Genomic DNA, 16,338 nt, shown 5'->3' on the forward strand with positions numbered 1-16,338 from the left:
TCGATCGCCTAACTCACCATTGCCATATCCTGGAGACCGGAAACGACAGCTTCCGCTTCAGGAACAGTTCGGCAAAACCCGTCAAACCCGCGAAGGAGAAAACCAAAAACTTGACCCCGACCTGACCCAGACCCATCATCCACCCGGGTCAGTTCTCAGTGGAAACCCCGGGTCAGTTCTTCGCGGAAATCAACACTCGCGCATCTGAACCATGGCTTTCGATTCGCCCGATCGCCGATCGCTTGCTGCGCGGCGCGGTCGTGCCACCTGCGCGGCGACCGTATTGCTGCGCGTCGGAACACGTTTGCGACGCAAGCCATTCGCAACCTCGATCGGCTATCCCGGCCGCGGCGCCCAGACAGGCTTCGCCGGCACCGACGATGATGACGTCATGGCTGTGATCGACGATCCCGTGGGCTTCGGCCATGCTCTATGCCCGGCGGTAGACCTTGATGAAATCAGGATCCGGATCAAGACCCAAGCCCGGGCCATTCGGAACAGCAATGCCGCCGCACTCGGTGCTCAGCGCGCCACCGTAGATCGTCGCCTCCAGATCGAACAACCGCCACTCGATCATCGAGTCGGCCGTGCCCAGTGCAGCTGTCGCATGGATCGCGGCGAGCAGGCCCGGGCCGTCGTAGAAGGCATGAGGCATGACCGTGGTGTTGTGGACGGCTGCAAGCGCAAACACTTTGCGCAGTTCGCTGACGCCTCCCATCTTAGCAGGGCTTGGCTGCACGAAGTTGACTGCTTTTGCTGCCAACAGGCGTTCAAAATCCATAAGTGTATAGACGTTCTCTCCCGCAGCCACCGGAATTCCGCTGTGTTCACGCAGTTCGGCGAGACCGTTGAAATTTTCCGGCGGCCAAAGCGGCTCCTCCAGCCACTTCAGCCGGATCGGCCTGAGCTCTTCAGCGATCAAGCGCGCCGCGTTCATTGTCCAAGCGCAGTTGATGTCGAGCATCAGCTCGATGTCGGGTCCCGCCTCCTCGCGAGCAGCGCGAATCGCCGGAAGCTCGATCTCGTGAAGTTTCAGCGCACGGAACCCCGCTTCGATGGTCCGCCGAACGGCTGCGCGGACCAGCGACGGTTCCGAATAGCGAACCAGGCTCGCATAGCAGTCCAGCTTGGCCACGCCACCACCCAACAGGGTACGCAATGGCGCGTTGGCTGCCTTGCCTGCGATATCCCACAGCGCGATGTCGACCGCCGAGATTGCGAACGCCAGTGCACCGCCTCGTCCAAATACGTGAAGCGCCTTCTGAACACTCAACGTGAGCGATCCAATTTGCGTCGCGTCCTTACCGATGCAAAGCGGTGCGATCAGTTGGTCGACTGCGAGTGCGGCCGATGCAACCGCTCGAAAGCCGAAGGCCTCACCCCATCCCACCAATCCCTCGTCAGTTGTCACCTTCACGAGCAACGCGTCTGCTGCCGGCAGATTGCTGTCACCCCAAGCGGACGCATCAGAACTCGTTCCCTTCTTGAACGGGACCCGAAGCGGAATGGTCTCGATGCGTGAAATGATCATAGTTCGAAAGCCTTTTTTCGCGAGGCGCTAATGGGCCGTTCGCTGGCTCACGGGGCCGACGGCGACATTGGCGTGCTGATGACGCGGGTCATCCTGCAGATCGTGATATTCGAGGCCGAGCGGACCGATCGCTGTCACCTGCGTGACGTATTCGCCGGATTTCGCCCAATGGAAATGCCAGGTGTCACCAGGGAGGACAATCACGCTTCCTGGCGGATAAGCGTTCATCTTGTCCCCATCGAAGGTATCGCCAAGACCAATGTAGAACACACCGGACATCACGGTGTAGATCCGGTCTTCCGGATGCTTGTGCGGCATCAATTTCGTACCGCCCGGCACCTTGACTCTGACCACGTAAGGGCCGGCTTGTGCAGGATGTCCGACAACAACGGCGAGACGCGCTCCAGACGGAAAAGCCGGGAACGGCTTCCAAACGATCTCTTCGGGCAGGATCGCTCGGAACTCGGCCTGGTCGGGCTGATGAGTGCGGGACATGGATTTGGACCTTTCCCAATGAAGCGGTCACGCGATCAAATTCGCGTCCAGCGTGATGGCGGCGTTGAGAACCTTCGATACAGGACAATTCTTCTCGGCTTCACCGGCGATGCGAGCGAATCCCACCTGATCCAGGTTCGGCACCTTGGCGTGCAAAGTCAGAGCCGAACTGCTGATTTTGAATCCCTTGCCATCCGGCTCGAGGGTGACCGCGGCTTCCGTGACAAGCTCGGTGGGAGTGAAGCCGGCAAGCTGAAGGCCGAAGGCCAGCGCCATCGTGAAGCAACCGGCGTGCGCGGCGGCGATCAACTCTTCCGGGTTGGTCCCCTTCTCCTTCTCGAAGCGGGTCTTGAACGAATAGGGGGTGTTGGCAAGCACACCGGATTCGCTCGATAGATGACCATCGCCATCGCGGCCCGTCCCATTCCAAACAGCCTTTGCCTTGCGGATCATGCCTCTGTCCTACCGTTGGTTCTGTTGCTCGTTCCGGGTCACGTCTTCAGCGCGTCGGGATCGATCGGCATTTCCCGCAAACGCTTACCGGTGGCGGCGAACACCGCGTTGGCTATCGCCGGTACGATCCCCGATGTGCCGGCCTCGCCCATTCCGCCCGGCAGCTCCGAGCTCTTGACGACGTAAACCTCGATGGCCGGCGCCTCGTTGATCCGCAGCATTTGATACGTGTCGAAATTGCTCTGTTCGACACGCCCGTTCTTCAGGGTGATCTTGCCGTATAGCGCCGCGGTCACGCCGAACATGACCCCGCTCTGGATCTGCGCCTCGACCGTGTTGGGATTAATAACCGTGCCACAATCCATTGCGCAGACGACGCGACGGACCCGCACCGATCCATCCTTCGCGACCTCCACTTCGGCGACCTGTGCGAGGTAGCTTCCGAATACGTTCTGCAACGCGACGCCGCGCCCACGCCGCTGAGGCAACTGCGCCCCCCACCCCCCCTTCTCGGCGACGAGGTCCAGCACGGCCTTCGCGCGCGGATTGTGCTCAAGCAGTGCCCGTCGATACGCAACCGCGTCCTGTCCAGCGGCGACAGCCAATTCGTCGATGAAGCTCTCGGTGACGAAGACGTTATGCGAGGGCCCGACACTCCGCCAGAACGCCGTCCGGATGCCAGGCGGCTCGACTTGCAGATATTCGACGTGGAGATTCGGCAGCGCATAGACCAGGTCGATCGCGCCTTCCGTCGTATCAGGGTCGAGACCGTTCTTGAACGCGGCAGGCAACCAGCGCGCGATCACCGACGATCCGGCGAAGCGGTTGATCCAGGCGATTGGCTTCCCGTCCTTGTCGAGGCCCCCGGCGACACGATCGACCCAAAAGGGCCTGTACATATCTTGCTGGATATCTTCTTCGCGCGTCCACACCACCTTCACTGGTCCATCGACCTTCATCGCAATCTCTACGGCTCGCACCGCGCCGTCAGCTTCCAGCCGCCGTCCAAAGCCGCCGCCGCTGAGATGATTGTGTACGATGACCCTATCGACTGGCAGGCCGGCGGCCTTCGCCGCCATCCGCTGCACGCGCGCGATCGCCTGAGTACCGATCCATATCTCGCACTCATCGCCCCGGAAATGCGCTGTGCAATTCATCGGCTCCATGGCGGCGTGCGCGAGGAATGGCAATCGATAGGTAGCCTCTACTCTTGTCGCTGCGGTCGCGATCGCCTTCTCCGCATCGCCAATATTCTGCGCGACTGATCCCGTCTTGAGGGTGGCCTGCTTCAGTTCACGCGCAACATCCTGCGTGTCCACGGCAGCATGGATTCCGTCGTCCCACTCGATGCTGAGCGCCTCCAACCCCTTTTGGGCCGCTCCCATGTGATCGGCCACGACCGCCACCGCATCCTCAAGCTGGACGATCTGGCGCACGCCTTTCACGGCCTTCGCTGCGCTGTCCTCCACGCTCTTCAGCCGGCCGCCAAAGACAGGCGATTGCGTCAGCGTCGCGATCTTCACGCCCGCTGGCCGCACGTCGATCCCGTACACGGTGGAGCCATCGACCTTGCCTGCCGCGTCCAGCCGCTTTGCCGGCGTGCCGATCAAGTTGAATGCGTCCGGCTCCTTCAGCGTCACGTTTTCCGGCACCGGTATGCGCGACGCATCCTCGGCAAGGTCGCCATAGTTAAAACGTCGCCCGCTTGAGGTGTGGATAATCTCGCCCGCTTCGGCGCGGCACTCTGTTGCTTCGACCCCCCAACGCCTGGCGGCCGCCTCGGTCAGAACAATGAGCGCGGCCGCACCAGCTTCACGCAGCGGCTTCCAGGCGCCGCGGATGGCGTTCGAATTGCCGGTGGCCTGTACGCCCAGCATCGGATTGGCGTAGAGCTTTTCGTTCGGAGGCGCATGTTCGAGCTGGATCTGGGTCAGGCTGACTTCGAGCTCCTCCGCGATTAGCATCGGGATCGAAGTGTAGGTTCCTTGTCCCATTTCAACGTAGGGCATCGTCAGCACGATCTGCCCGTCAGTGGTGATTTTGACGAAAGCGTTCGGCGTAAAACCCGCGGACGCGGCCGCGTGGCTGGCGCCGAGCGGCAAACTTAGACTCAACACAAAACCGCCACCGGCGGCGGCGCTGTTGATAAGGAAGCTGCGACGAGAGAGATTTTCCCGCTTTTGGCTGTGATCTATATTCACGATCAGCCTCCATTAACCTGAGCGGCGAGTTTTATCGCCTCACGAATGCGGACATAGGTGCCGCAGCGGCAGATATTTCCACCCATGGCGTCGTCGATGTCTCCATCGGTGGGCTCTGGAGTCTCCGCAAGCAGCGCAGAGGCCGACATGATCTGTCCGGATTGGCAGTATCCGCACTGCGCGACCTCATGATCGAGCCACGCTTTCTGGATCCTGGCACCCACGGGCGTTGCGCCGATCGCTTCGATCGTCGTGACCTTCGAATCCCCGATGCTGTCGATAGTGGTGATGCAAGAACGAACCGCCGTTCCGTCGATATGAACGGTGCACGCACCGCACAACGCTATGCCGCAACCGAACTTGGTACCGGTCAATCCCAGGACGTCCCTCAACACCCATAGCAGGGGCGTGTCTCTATCGACGTCGACGCTTCTCTCACTTCCATTGATGTTGATCGAAAAGGCCATGGTGCAATTCCTTGTGTCCCGAACGGATCAAAGTGAGCAGGGATGTAACGGCGGGCAGCGTTCACCCGCCGAAAGCGTGCTGCGTCCGCGCAAGGGGCGGTGTTCCACTTCAGATCGATTAACGAAGCGAACGGAACGACACGCGCATTTCCGCGCTGAACAGCGCAGGCTGCTCCCAGGCGGCGAAGTGGCCGCCCACCCCGAGCTTGTTGAAGTAGATCAGTTTTGGATACGCCCGCTCAGTCCAACTGCGCGGTGCGGCGTAGATCTCGTCCGGGAACACGCTGACCGCAACCGGGATCGAGACGTGTTTCGGCTCGAAGAAATTCAGCTTGTTCTCCCAGTACAGGCGCGCCGACGAGATCGCCGTGTTGGTCAGCCAGTAGAGCGTGATGTTGTCGAGGATATCGTCTCGCGTCAGTCCCTCCGGCTGGCCGTCGAAGACCTGGGCGATGAGTTCGAGGCTGCGCGCATCGTGGTCGAGAATCCATGTCGCGAGGCCCGAGGGTGAATCCACGATTCCCTGCAGGGTTTGCGGGCGGTTTGCCATCTCGATGGCGTAGCCGAGGCCGTGCTTGTAGAAATCATCCAGCTGGTCGAAGGCATGCTGCTCGTCGGCCGAAAGACCTGAGGGCCGCGAGCTGCCGGGCTGGAGCGCCTTGGCAATATCGTCCGGGACGGTGGCCGGCATGTTGGTATGAATGCCAAGCAGTTCAGGAGGCGCCTGCAGCGCCATTTGTTCGGTGACGGCATTGCCCCAGTCGCCGCCCTGCGCCACATAGCGTGCGTATCCGAGCCGCTTCATGAGCACGATCCATGCGCGCGCGATACGGATCGGATCCCAGCCCGTCGTGGTCGGCTTACCCGAGAACCCGTAGCCGGGGATCGAAGGGATCACGATGTCAAACGCGTCCGAAGCGCTTGCACCATGCGCCGTCGGATTGGTCAGCGGCTCGATGATCTTCAACTGCTCGATGATCGAGCCTGGCCAGCCGTGCGTCACGATCAGCGGCAATGCATTCTCATGCCTCGAGCGGACATGGATGAAATGAATGTCCACACCGTCGATCTCGGTGACGAACTGCGGCAGCCCGTTGAGCCGCGTCTCTATCTTCCTCCAGTCGTACTCCGTCTGCCAATACCGCACGAGCTTCTGCACCGTCGCCAGCCGCACGCCCTGCGACTGATCTTCGACCAGTTCGCGATCCGGCCAGCGCGTGGCCTTCAAGCGTTCGCGCAGGTCGACCAGCGCGTCCTGGGGAAAATCGACCCGGAAGGGACGGATGTCTTCGGTCTTGGCCGCAGATGCGGGGTCTCCGGACAGAAGACTTGCCCCGCTTACGAGCGCGAGACCGATTGCGGCCGTGGCGAGAAATTCGCGGCGGTCCTGACGGGTCGCGAGGGTGGTTGACGCTTGGGTCGATCGATCGAGATTGGTCATGGCTGTTGCTCCTGTCGTGAATTGGCTTGTGTATTAGGCTTTGCTGACGTCGATCACGGCTTGGGAAAAAGCTTCCGGAGCCTCCTCGGGCAGGTTGTGACCGATGCCACCCCTCACAAGGCGATGCGCATATTTGCCGGAGAACTTGCTCGCATAAGCTGCCGGGTCCGGGTGTGGCGCGCCGTTCGCATCGCCTTCGAGCGTGATGGCCGGCACGTTGATCTCGGGTGCGGCAGCGAGTTTCGCTTCCTGCGGATCCAGGGCCGGAGCGCCGCCGGCCAGGCCGAGCCGCCATCGATAGTTGTGGATCACGATGGCGACATGATCCGGATTGTCGAAAGCCGTTGCGCTTTGCGCAAAAGTGACGCCGTCGAATTTCCATTTCGGCGACGCGAGCTTCCAGATCAACTCGGCGAACTCGCGTCGATACTTGTCGTATCCCTCGCGGCCTCGCTCCGTCGCGAGTAGAATTGATACCACCATTGCAGTTCGGCCTTCGGCGGCAGGGGCGCCTTACCCGCAGCCTGGCTTCCGATGAGGTGGCCGCTGACAGAGACGACGCCCTTGACGCGATCCGGCCACAGCGCACCAAGGATGTCCGCGGTGCGAGCGCCCCAATCGAATCCACCGACGATCGCGTCTTTGATGCCAAGTGCATCCATTAATGCGATGGTGTCGACAGCCAGAGCCGATGGTTGCCCAGTCCTCATCGTTTCATTCGATAGGAACCCGGTCGTGCCATAGCCTCTGGTAAACGGCACGATTACGCGAAAACCTGCCGACGCCAGTCGCGGCGTGACCTCGTCGAAGCTGTGAATGTCGTAAGGCCAGCTGTGCAGCAGGACGACTGCCGGTCCGTCGTGAGCACCCGTTTCGACGTATCCGACGTTAAGCAAGCCGGCATCGATCTGCTTCAGGGACCGAATGGCCGCAGCCGCCTCGGTTTTCTCGACCTCGACGGACCTGTCGATGCTCTGACTTGCATTCGCAGCTTGGGCCGGCACGACCTGCGTCGCCACGAGTGCTCCGGCAGCAACCTCGAAGAATCTCCTCCGACCGAAGATGTTTGAGCTGTTGTTCCCAGTCATATGCATCATCCGCTGTTGGCCCGCATCGGAAGAGATTTCGCGATACGAGCGTCGATCGGCTGATGATGGCCGCGCACTGAGTTCCGAACCATTCAACGATGGGAAGACGTCCCTCATCTTCACGTATTAGGGACCCGCAATCACTGGATAAGTGCGCTGCGCGCTCGGGCCGCTGAAGATGAAACATCGCTCACCTTCGTCATGTCGGAGAGCGAGATAACCAACCGCGCCGAAACATCTCCGTCATGGTGTCTGTGGCGCCTCATCAACGGCTGTACAACAGGAGACACTCATGAAGGTGCTGATGGTGATTACGTCACACGACCAGCTGGGCAACACCGGACGGAAGACCGGTTTCTGGCTCGAAGAACTCGCGGCGCCCTACTACATGTTCAAGGACGCCGGCGTTGAGGTCACGCTCGCCTCGCCGAAGGGCGGACGCCCGCCACTCGACCCCAAAAGCAACGAACCCGATTTCCGAACCGACCTGACACTTCGCTTCGAGAAAGACGCCACGGCGGAAGCACAGCTGGACAAGACAGTTCGCCTCGACAGCGTCAGGCAGGAGGACTTCGACACTGTCTTTTACCCCGGTGGTCATGGCCCCATGTGGGACCTTGCCGAAGACAAAAACTCGATCAGGCTTATCGAGTCCTTCATTGCCGCTGGCAAGCCGATCGGCATCGTCTGCCACTCCACCGGCGCGCTGCGTCACGTGAGGGCGCCGGACGGCAAGCTCCTGGTTCAGGGCAAGGAAGTGACCGGCTTCACCAATGGCGAGGAAGAGGAAGTCGGACTAACCAAGGTGGTGCCCTTCCTCGTCGAGGACGAGATGTTGAAGCTCGGCGCCGTCTTCTCGAAGACGGCGAATTGGACGTCACACGTGGTCAACGACGGATTGCTGATCACCGGGCAGAACCCGCACTCCTCCGGTCCGGCCGCAAAGACGCTGATGGCGGCGGTTCAGCAGAAGACGAAGCCGACCGTCATCGCGCTGGCTTCTTAGCTCGAATATCGACGAAGCGTCGACTGCTGCGTAGCAGTCGCCACATCATTAGAGGCGCGCGTTCAGGCGCGCTTCTCCCATTGTCTCTCCTCGAAAACACTTCGGGGATTTCGGCGCCGTCAATGGTCGATTCCAACACTCAGAGAGGACCACATCATGGATTTGCTCGCCTTTGCGAAAATCATCGCGAATCGTATCGAAGCAGAGTCTGTGCGCGCCAAAGTGCCGGTCTCGGTTTGCGTCATCGACATTCATGGCAACGGCGTACTCATGCACCGCATGACCGGCGCACCGGCCTTCTCGATGGAGATCGCCGAGCGGAAAGCCTACACGTCCGCACTTGTGGGACTTCGCACGGCCGAGCTCTCCGCGCTCGTTCAGCCTGGGAAGGATCTGTTCCCCTTGATGGGACTGGCGGGTGGACGATTTTGCTCAATGGGAGGTGGCGCGCCACTTACGACCGACGACCGGAGAGTCGCCGGCGTCGGTATCAGCGGCGGCACCGTCGAGCAAGACGTCTCCATTCTTGAAGGGGCCCTTCGGGAGACTTCCCCCACCCTCAACGCAGCGTCGTGACCACAGCACGCTTTCAGGAGAGCGAACATGAACGTCAACGGATTGCCAAGAGAAGCCGCAGGCGAAGCATCCCCCGCCGGCGCAATCGATATGAAACTTGACGTCGTCATCCCTGTGTCGGACGTTGATCGCGCGAAGCATTTCTATCGCGACCTCGGCTGGAGGCTCGACATCGATTACTCGGATGAGGTCGACTATCGGGTGGTCCAGTTCACGCCACCGGGCTTCGGATGCTCGATCATCTTCGGCAGGAACGTCACCACGGCGTTCCCGGGCTCGGTGCAGGGACTGCACTTGATCGTATCCGACATCCGGGCAGCGCGCGCCGACCTGGTCCGCCGCGGCATCGGGGTCGCCGAGCTGTTTCATGATGTGGATGGCATCTTCCACCATGCGAACGGTGACCGCCTGGTCGGCGGCGCAAATCCGCAGCGCAAGAGCTATGCTTCATACGCCTCGTTCAGTGATCCGGACGGCAATGGCTGGGTGTTCCAGGAGATCACCCAGCGACTGAGCGGACACATCGCGCCGGACGACACCAGTTTTACGCCCGAGCTCACCGATTTTGTCCGGCGCGGCGAGGCCGGGGCATAGCGCCCTAACGGGAAATCATTGTTCATCATGTCGAAAAAGAGCGATGACATGAAATCTCTGCCCGCTTTTGCCCTGTCGGCCGCCATCGCTTGCATGAGTATTCAAGCATCAGCGCAAGACCTGCAATCGAGCCGGCAGTCGATCTCGTATCATACGGTCGACATCGACGGGTTGAAGATTTTCTACCGCGAAGCGGGGCCGGTGAATGCGCCGACCTTGCTCCTGCTTCACGGCTTTCCATCGTCTTCTCGCATGTGGGATCCCCTGCTGCCGCTTCTCGCCAACAGGTATCATCTCGTCGCGCCCGACTATCCTGGCTTCGGCAACAGCAGCGCACCCTCACCAGACAATTTTGCCTATACCTTCGACAACCTTGCGAACACCATGAACGCACTGACCTCGAAGCTTGGAATAACCGACTATGTGCTCCTCATGCAGGACTACGGGGGGCCAGTTGGCTTCCGCATGGCGCTCGCACATCCCAAGCGGGTCCGGGCGATCATCGTTCAGAACGCGGTCTCCCACGAACAGGGACTGAGCTCGCTCTGGGAAGCTCGCCGGAAATACTGGGCGAATCCGTCCCACGAGCTTGAGAATCTCAACGCCAACTTCACCTCGCTCGAATCGACTCGCCTGCGGCACATCGGGTCTAGCCCAAATCTCAGTCGTTACGATCCGGATGCGTGGTTGGACGAGTACGCCTTCCTAACCCGGCCAGGGCAGGCCGACATCCAGGCGAAACTTTTCCTGGACTACCGAACCAACGTCGCATTCTACCCGCGCTGGCAAGAATGGTTGCGCGAGGTGCAGCCGAAGATGTTGGTGGTGTGGGGAAAATACGACCTTTCGTTCACCGTCTACGGCGCAATGGCCTATGGCGAAGATGTTCCCGATGCGGAAATACATATTCTGGAAGCCGGACATTTCGCCCTTGATGAGGCGACCAATGAGATCGCATCCCTCGTTCTCGATTTCGTTGACCGTCTAACCGGGCACACGGAATAACTCTACTCCACGCGACAATGCCGCGTCGAACCGAATGTTCGTACTCGCCGCAACCGGTCGCCGGCGGCCTTGTTGACGAGAAGGCTACCGATTCCCGGCGGCAAGCGTTTTTGTTGAAATTGGACCAGGGGTAGAGTGCTACTGGCGCCTGCTGCCGTCCTGCACCGCCAGAGCAGATAAAAACAACCTCAACTCCGCAATGGAATGGTCCTGCCCAAGAAGTCTGGTCGTTGTAGCATTGCGTGTCGGAGCACCACCTTCGAATAGGTCGCATAGAAAGTCGCGATCGGCGTTCTTGGAGAGTTGAATGGGCCCGATTGCCGACGACGGGGTTAATGCCAAGCCAAAGCCGGAAACCTGCAGCGGGTAACCGATGAGCAAGTGGAGCAAGGACGATGGTGAAGACGGTTGCTGCGCTCATAGTGGAAACGCTGAGACAAGCAGGCGTAAGGCGCATCTATGGCGTGGTCGGCGACAGCCTTAATGGACTGACCGACGCCTTGAGGCAGCAGGACGATATCGACTGGGTCCATGTTCGTCATGAGGAGGTTGCGGCATTTGCGGCGGCTGGGGAATCACAAGTAACCGGGCAGCTGGCGGTTTGCGCGGGATCCTGCGGCCCGGGCAATTTGCATCTGATAAACGGTCTATTCGACGCACATCGCAGCCGCACGCCGGTTCTGGCGATTGCGGCGCAGATCCCCACCGCTGAGATCGGCGGTGGCTATTTCCAGGAAACCCATCCGCAGAACCTCTTCGCGGAATGCAGTCACTATTGTGAGATGGTGTCGGATCCGGCTCAACTTCCTTTCGTATTGGAGAATGCGATCCGGGCGGCGGTCGGCCTGCGCGGCGTGGCAGTGGTGGCGATTCCCGGTGATATCGCGCTGCGACCCGCGCCGGCCCGCGAAATATCCTCCAGGCAAAGTCTTTTGCCAGCCGCACCGATGGTGCGTCCAGCAGAGGCACAGGTCGATGCGATGGCGAAGCTGCTCCCCGATGCGTCAAAGGTAACGCTGTTTTGTGGACGGGGCTGTGCCGGTGCGCATTCCCAGGTGATTGCGCTGGCCGAGGCGCTGAAAGCCCCGATCGTACATGCGCTTGGCGGCAAGGAGCATGTTGAATACGACAATCCCTACGATGTCGGGATGACCGGTTTCATCGGCTACTCATCCGGCTACGCGGCAATGCACTCCTGCGACGTACTTGTCATGCTAGGCACCGACTTTCCGTACAAGCAATTCCTGCCCACCGATTGCAAGATCGTCCAGGTCGACATCCGGCCGGAAAATCTGGGCCGGCGCGCACGCCTCGAATTGGGGCTCGTTGGCGATGTAGGGCTTACGATCGACGCGTTGCTGCCGAAGCTGACGAAGAAATCGAATACCGACCATCTCGACACGGCCTTGGCCAACTATCAGAAATCGCGCGAAGGGTTGGACAATCTCGCCAAGGGTACGCCGGGGCGACCGCCTATCCACCCGCAATATTTGACCAGGCTGATTGGCCAGGCAGCGGCCGATGACGCCGTATTCACGTTCGATGTCGGAACCCCGACCATTTGGGCAGCACGATATCTGACCATGAACGGCAAGCGGCGCATGATTGGCTCACTGGTTCACGGCTCGATGGCCAACGCAATGGCGCAAGCGATTGGCGTCCAGGCAGCTCAGCCGGGGAGGCAGGTAATTTCGCTCTCGGGCGACGGCGGGTTCGCCATGCTGATGGGCGACCTGATCACGCTGAAGCAGGAAAACCTGCCTGTAAAGGTCGTCATCCTCAACAACGGCGTGCTTGGCTTCGTCGCCATGGAAATGAAGGCTGGCGGCTTCCTCGAAACGGGCGTTTCGTTGGACAATCCTGACTTTGCCGCCATGGCCAGAGCCATGGGCATTCACGCCGTTCGGGTTAAGGATCCCGGCGACCTACCCGATGCTATCGCTGAGATCCTCGCCCACAATGGTCCGGCGGTCCTCGATGTCGTCGCGGCGAGGCAGGAATTGTCTATGCCGCCGACCATTGAGATTGCACAGGTGAAGGGGTTCGGCCTCTGGATGCTGCGCGCCGTCATGAGCGGTCGAGGTGATGAGGTGCTCGACCTTGCGAAGACCAACTTGCTACCGCGGTAAATCGGGATAGAATTTCGATTTCCGATTGCGCGGTCCAACGTCTCTTCGAGCTATGCATAGAAGGCAGTAGGCATACCGGAAATCGCCGGAACAAGGGCGATCGACTCCGGGCTCGCTGTGAAGATCCGGTAGTTGGGCATTCCAGGCGACATGGAAATGTCAAAAGGCGTCCGGCTGTTGCTGGCGCCCGGCCGGGGCCTCGCCGCCATGAGGCGGATGCCGCTTTTCACAGGCGACAAGAACGATCGCACGTCATCGAAAATCAAATATCGAGAACAATGTCGCCGTTGGGCCGTGAACAGCAAATCAGCGCGTTGGCCGAAGCTGGTGGGTCGATTGGCTCGGGATCGTATAATACGCGCCCGGAGATAAGGCCTGTCTCGCAATTGTGACAGACGCCAACTCGGCAAGACCATCGTGTGGGAACATCGCAAGCCTCGGCAAGCTCAAGTAGACTCTGAAATTGCGAATTCCAACGGACGTTCAAACCACTTCGGGCAAACGAAACGAGCGGTCCTTCGCTGGAAAGTGTTGCAGGAGGATGGGGTGATTTGTGTGAGGTTTCGGCAATACCGGGTGTGTTCGAAGATTCTGGACCAAACAGTTCCATGTGAATTCGCGCCGACGCGACTCCCCATGCCGCAAGGCCGGCGCTTATATCGCTCATGAATGCCGACGGGCCGCAAATATAGAAGTCAGCATCTCGCGACACGTTCAGCGATTTTAGCGCCAGGATATCCAACCGTCCGACAGCATCGAAATCGACACCTAACCGGTCACGCCGATCGGGCGTACTATAGCGGATGTGAGTATGACTGTGGCTCAAAGCCCTCAGTAGGTCGCTGGCCTCCTGAGCGAAAGGATGATGTTCACGGCCGTTGCGAGCGCCATGAAACCACCATACATCTTGCGTCGACATCCTCGCGGCTAAGGCGTGAAGCATTGCCATTACCGGAGTGACCCCCACGCCGGCGCTCAGCAGCACGATCGGCCGGTTGTCGCTCGTGAGAACGAAATTGCCGCGTGGCGCGCTGACGTCCAGTAGATCTCCCGCCTGAACCCTGTTGTCCAGAAATGTACTCGCCTCACCATGAAGCTCTTGTTTGACGCTTACGCGGTAGCAGCGGTCTCCCGGTTTGCCTGACAACGAGTAACTGCGCATCACACTTGGCGCATTGGGCAGGACTCCAATGCGCAGTACGACAAACTGCCCGGGGAGCGCCGTCTGCAGGTGAGATTCATCCGTCGGCTCCAGGATTAGCGACACCACCGCATCGCTTTCGCGGATTCTGCGAGCGACCTTCAGCTGTCGAAACCCTGACCATGCCGGCGGCGGCCCCGAGGCCGGCGTCAGTCCAGCATTTCCGGTCGTCGCACCCGCCTCTTCCTGAGTGAGCAACGCCCGAAATGAGTCCTGCCACCCCAAGCTTAACGCGGGAATGCGCAACGCTCGCTCGAGTTGATCTCGCGAGTGGCCGGACATGTAAAGCAGTGCGTCGATATCGGAAACGGTCATCGCCCCGGGACCGATAGCAACCTGGACAATGGCATCGCCTGCTTGAACTTCGCCCTCTTCTAAAACACGCATGTAAAAACCCGGCCTGCCATGAGCGACCAGCAGCGAAGCCATACGCGGCTCGTTCATTCGGATTCCCACACGATAGCAAGTGACACGCGGTTGCGTTACCTCAAACAATGCGTCCCCAATTCGATAGCGGTCGCCGATACATACTTCTCGATCCGGCAGACCATCGACAGTAAAGTTCTCGCCAAATTGCCCGTAAGCGAAATCACTCCGACCAAGTTCACTCTGCCAGAAGCGATAAGACTCAACTTGATAAACGAGGACCGCGCGCTGTTCTCCGCCGTGTCCATCCAAGTCTCCTTGCCCATCGCCGTCTACGTTGAGCCGGCGCACCTTGCACGGCCCTGCAACCGGCGCCTTCCAGACGGCAGTATGGACAATTCTGTCTTGCCACCGAATGTTGCGCGGCAACCCAACATTAACTGAAAGCAAACGAGCCATCTTCCCTCCCGCCTCGCGATAGGTAGCAAACAAAAACCGCGACTGTTCCCGAGATCCCCTTGTAGACGCAAAATCATCATAAGACATCAATTCTGATCGGCGAATAACACCAAGGTGTGGGGATACCAATGTATGATATGTTTCAGTGAGTTGCTCTGTAACACCTTGCGCTAGCGAAATCAGTTCACTGCAATCGCCCGCGTCCGGGATTACGTCGCTGACGCCCGTTGTGGTGCGGAAAATTAGCATTGGTCGGCGGAAGGAGGAATGGATTGTCAGGATCAGGCCCAGACAGCGATCTCTCTTTCGGCGCGGAGGTTCTCGCCGAGGTGCGCGTGCCTTCGGATATGTCAACCGCCGGCATCGTGCATGATCTCGGCAATCTTATTCAGGTAGCTTCCTCCGCATTAAGCCACTTGGCTCGTGACCCGACCATCTCAGACATTCCAGGTATCGACGTAATTATAGGTGGTGGCAGGACAGCCCTGGATCGCATGAGCCTGCGGGAGGTGTGCCGGCGGCTCGAGCAGATCTGTTGCCAGACGCGGGCAGGAGCCATGCATTGGCACGCCTCCACGATCCGCGGCATGCTTGCCAATCCCGCCTATGTCGGACGCGCCGCTTTCGGGCGGGCGCGCTACTTGCCACCACGACCACGGTTGCGACCAATCCGCGGCCATCCGCAGCCCTCGCCGCGCGCCACTTGCCGCGTTCCCGTTCCGCCTGACGAGTGGATCGCGATCCCTGTTCCCCCACTCGTTGATCCGGGCGTATTCGAGGCAGCCCGTGCGCAGCTTGAGGAGAACCGCAAGCGCAAGCGCCAACGCATGCCAGGCGCGGACTGGCTGCTGCAGGGCCTCACGGTCTGTCGGCGTTGCGGCTACGCTTATTATGGCAAGCGCGCGCCGCGTTCCCGCACGTATGACCCGACGGACACGCTGCGCTACTATCGCTGTATCGGTGCGGATGGCTACCGCTTCAGCGGCCACACCGTGTGCAACGACCCGGCGGTACGTGGCGATCACCTGGAGGAAGCAGTGTGGGATCAGGTGAAAGGCCATCCACAAAGATGCAACGACCATCATTCCGGGAAAAACGGGGACGCGCGGAGGGCTCAAAAGAGACGGCGTCTGACCTGAGACCCTGAACTTCCTCCAGATTTGGGTAGAGTCCGTCGATCATGGAGACGGATGATGCGACCTTCGAGGTTCACGGAAGAACAGATCATCGGGATGCTGAAGGAGCAGGAGGCCGGTGCGAAGACGGCGGATGTCTGCCGCAAGCACGGCATCTCGGCTGCGACCTTCTACAAGTTCAAGGCGAAGT

General features: G+C 60.0%; 16 protein-coding genes and 1 pseudogene. 8 read left to right on the top strand and 9 right to left on the bottom strand.

Features of this window, described 5'->3' with window-relative positions:
• Positions 1-125, top strand: a 125-nt coding sequence (locus tag ABMA59_RS35930; protein WP_349007100.1) for an ATP-binding protein, incomplete at its 5' end; no start/stop codon positions are given.
• A gap of 47 nt (positions 126-172) precedes the next feature.
• Here ABMA59_RS35930 and ABMA59_RS35935 read toward each other — a convergent pair.
• From ABMA59_RS35935 to ABMA59_RS35970, 8 genes and pseudogenes are all read right to left on the bottom strand, one after another.
• Positions 173-427, bottom strand: a complete 255-nt coding sequence (locus tag ABMA59_RS35935) for a hypothetical protein (protein ID WP_349010135.1) — start codon at positions 425-427, stop codon at positions 173-175.
• Positions 428-430: 3 nt separating this feature from the next.
• A complete protein-coding gene (locus tag ABMA59_RS35940) occupies positions 431-1,531 on the bottom strand; it encodes a mandelate racemase/muconate lactonizing enzyme family protein (RefSeq protein ID WP_349010136.1) in 1,101 nt (366 codons plus the stop codon).
• A 27-nt stretch (positions 1,532-1,558) separates the two neighbouring features.
• A complete protein-coding gene (locus ABMA59_RS35945) occupies positions 1,559-2,026 on the bottom strand; it encodes a cupin domain-containing protein (RefSeq protein ID WP_349010137.1) in 468 nt (155 codons plus the stop codon).
• A 27-nt stretch (positions 2,027-2,053) separates the two neighbouring features.
• Positions 2,054-2,479: an OsmC family protein gene (locus ABMA59_RS35950; RefSeq protein WP_349010138.1), complete on the bottom strand. Its 426-nt coding sequence runs from the start codon at positions 2,477-2,479 to the stop codon at positions 2,054-2,056.
• A gap of 38 nt (positions 2,480-2,517) precedes the next feature.
• The gene (locus ABMA59_RS35955) at positions 2,518-4,680 is read right to left on the bottom strand and encodes a xanthine dehydrogenase family protein molybdopterin-binding subunit (protein WP_349010139.1); all 2,163 of its coding nucleotides are present in this window, start codon (positions 4,678-4,680) and stop codon (positions 2,518-2,520) included.
• A gap of 2 nt (positions 4,681-4,682) precedes the next feature.
• Entirely contained in the window at positions 4,683-5,147 is a 465-nt protein-coding gene (locus tag ABMA59_RS35960; RefSeq protein ID WP_349010140.1) for a (2Fe-2S)-binding protein, read from the bottom strand.
• Positions 5,148-5,265: 118 nt separating this feature from the next.
• Positions 5,266-6,588, bottom strand: a complete 1,323-nt coding sequence (locus ABMA59_RS35965; RefSeq protein WP_349010141.1) for an epoxide hydrolase family protein — start codon at positions 6,586-6,588, stop codon at positions 5,266-5,268.
• Between the two features lie 33 nt (positions 6,589-6,621).
• Positions 6,622-7,676, bottom strand: a pseudogene (locus ABMA59_RS35970) (alpha/beta fold hydrolase).
• Positions 7,677-7,968: 292 nt separating this feature from the next.
• Between ABMA59_RS35970 and ABMA59_RS35975 the strand changes: the two are divergent.
• The 5 genes from ABMA59_RS35975 to poxB all read left to right on the top strand — a co-directional run bounded on the left by ABMA59_RS35975 (position 7,969) and on the right by poxB (position 12,986).
• Positions 7,969-8,682, top strand: a complete 714-nt coding sequence (locus tag ABMA59_RS35975; protein ID WP_349010142.1) for a type 1 glutamine amidotransferase domain-containing protein — start codon at positions 7,969-7,971, stop codon at positions 8,680-8,682.
• Between the two features lie 156 nt (positions 8,683-8,838).
• A complete protein-coding gene (locus tag ABMA59_RS35980; protein ID WP_349010143.1) occupies positions 8,839-9,258 on the top strand; it encodes a GlcG/HbpS family heme-binding protein in 420 nt (139 codons plus the stop codon).
• 27 nt (positions 9,259-9,285) lie between these two features.
• Positions 9,286-9,852 (top strand): VOC family protein, encoded by a 567-nt coding sequence (locus tag ABMA59_RS35985; RefSeq protein WP_349010144.1) that lies wholly within the window; start codon positions 9,286-9,288, stop codon positions 9,850-9,852.
• Between the two features lie 27 nt (positions 9,853-9,879).
• The gene (locus ABMA59_RS35990) at positions 9,880-10,857 is read left to right on the top strand and encodes an alpha/beta fold hydrolase (protein WP_349010145.1); all 978 of its coding nucleotides are present in this window, start codon (positions 9,880-9,882) and stop codon (positions 10,855-10,857) included.
• Positions 10,858-11,252: 395 nt separating this feature from the next.
• Positions 11,253-12,986 (top strand): ubiquinone-dependent pyruvate dehydrogenase, encoded by a 1,734-nt coding sequence (gene poxB / locus ABMA59_RS35995; RefSeq protein ID WP_349010146.1) that lies wholly within the window; start codon positions 11,253-11,255, stop codon positions 12,984-12,986.
• Positions 12,987-13,248: 262 nt separating this feature from the next.
• On the opposite strand, the gene ABMA59_RS36000 is transcribed toward poxB, so the two are convergent.
• Complete coding sequence (locus tag ABMA59_RS36000; RefSeq protein WP_349010147.1) at positions 13,249-15,012, bottom strand: MOSC domain-containing protein; 1,764 nt, start codon at positions 15,010-15,012, stop codon at positions 13,249-13,251.
• A 272-nt stretch (positions 15,013-15,284) separates the two neighbouring features.
• Here ABMA59_RS36000 and ABMA59_RS36005 point away from each other — a divergent pair, with 272 nt between their 5' ends.
• Entirely contained in the window at positions 15,285-16,151 is an 867-nt protein-coding gene (locus ABMA59_RS36005) for a recombinase family protein (protein ID WP_349010148.1), read from the top strand.
• A gap of 54 nt (positions 16,152-16,205) precedes the next feature.
• On the top strand, positions 16,206-16,338 hold a 133-nt coding region (locus ABMA59_RS36010; protein WP_349006656.1), incomplete at its 3' end, for a transposase.

The organism is Mesorhizobium yinganensis (assembly GCF_040081985.1).
In the GTDB taxonomy this organism is placed as follows: Bacteria; Pseudomonadota; Alphaproteobacteria; order Rhizobiales; family Rhizobiaceae; genus Kumtagia; species Kumtagia yinganensis.

What these genes read in the sequence shown, in the direction of transcription:
- ABMA59_RS35960 (WP_349010140.1), bottom strand. Translation starts at nt 5,147, where the DNA reads ATGGCCTTTTCGATCAACATCAATGGAAGTGAGAGAAGCGTCGACGTC.
- ABMA59_RS35950 (WP_349010138.1), bottom strand. Translation starts at nt 2,479, where the DNA reads ATGATCCGCAAGGCAAAGGCTGTTTGGAATGGGACGGGCCGCGATGGC.
- ABMA59_RS36000 (WP_349010147.1), bottom strand. Translation starts at nt 15,012, where the DNA reads ATGGCTCGTTTGCTTTCAGTTAATGTTGGGTTGCCGCGCAACATTCGG.
- ABMA59_RS35935 (WP_349010135.1), bottom strand. Translation starts at nt 427, where the DNA reads ATGGCCGAAGCCCACGGGATCGTCGATCACAGCCATGACGTCATCATC.
- ABMA59_RS35945 (WP_349010137.1), bottom strand. Translation starts at nt 2,026, where the DNA reads ATGTCCCGCACTCATCAGCCCGACCAGGCCGAGTTCCGAGCGATCCTG.
- ABMA59_RS35940 (WP_349010136.1), bottom strand. Translation starts at nt 1,531, where the DNA reads ATGATCATTTCACGCATCGAGACCATTCCGCTTCGGGTCCCGTTCAAG.
- ABMA59_RS35990 (WP_349010145.1), top strand. Translation starts at nt 9,880, where the DNA reads ATGTCGAAAAAGAGCGATGACATGAAATCTCTGCCCGCTTTTGCCCTG.
- ABMA59_RS35985 (WP_349010144.1), top strand. Translation starts at nt 9,286, where the DNA reads ATGAACGTCAACGGATTGCCAAGAGAAGCCGCAGGCGAAGCATCCCCC.
- poxB (WP_349010146.1), top strand. Translation starts at nt 11,253, where the DNA reads ATGGTGAAGACGGTTGCTGCGCTCATAGTGGAAACGCTGAGACAAGCA.
- ABMA59_RS35965 (WP_349010141.1), bottom strand. Translation starts at nt 6,588, where the DNA reads ATGACCAATCTCGATCGATCGACCCAAGCGTCAACCACCCTCGCGACC.
- ABMA59_RS35980 (WP_349010143.1), top strand. Translation starts at nt 8,839, where the DNA reads ATGGATTTGCTCGCCTTTGCGAAAATCATCGCGAATCGTATCGAAGCA.
- ABMA59_RS35975 (WP_349010142.1), top strand. Translation starts at nt 7,969, where the DNA reads ATGAAGGTGCTGATGGTGATTACGTCACACGACCAGCTGGGCAACACC.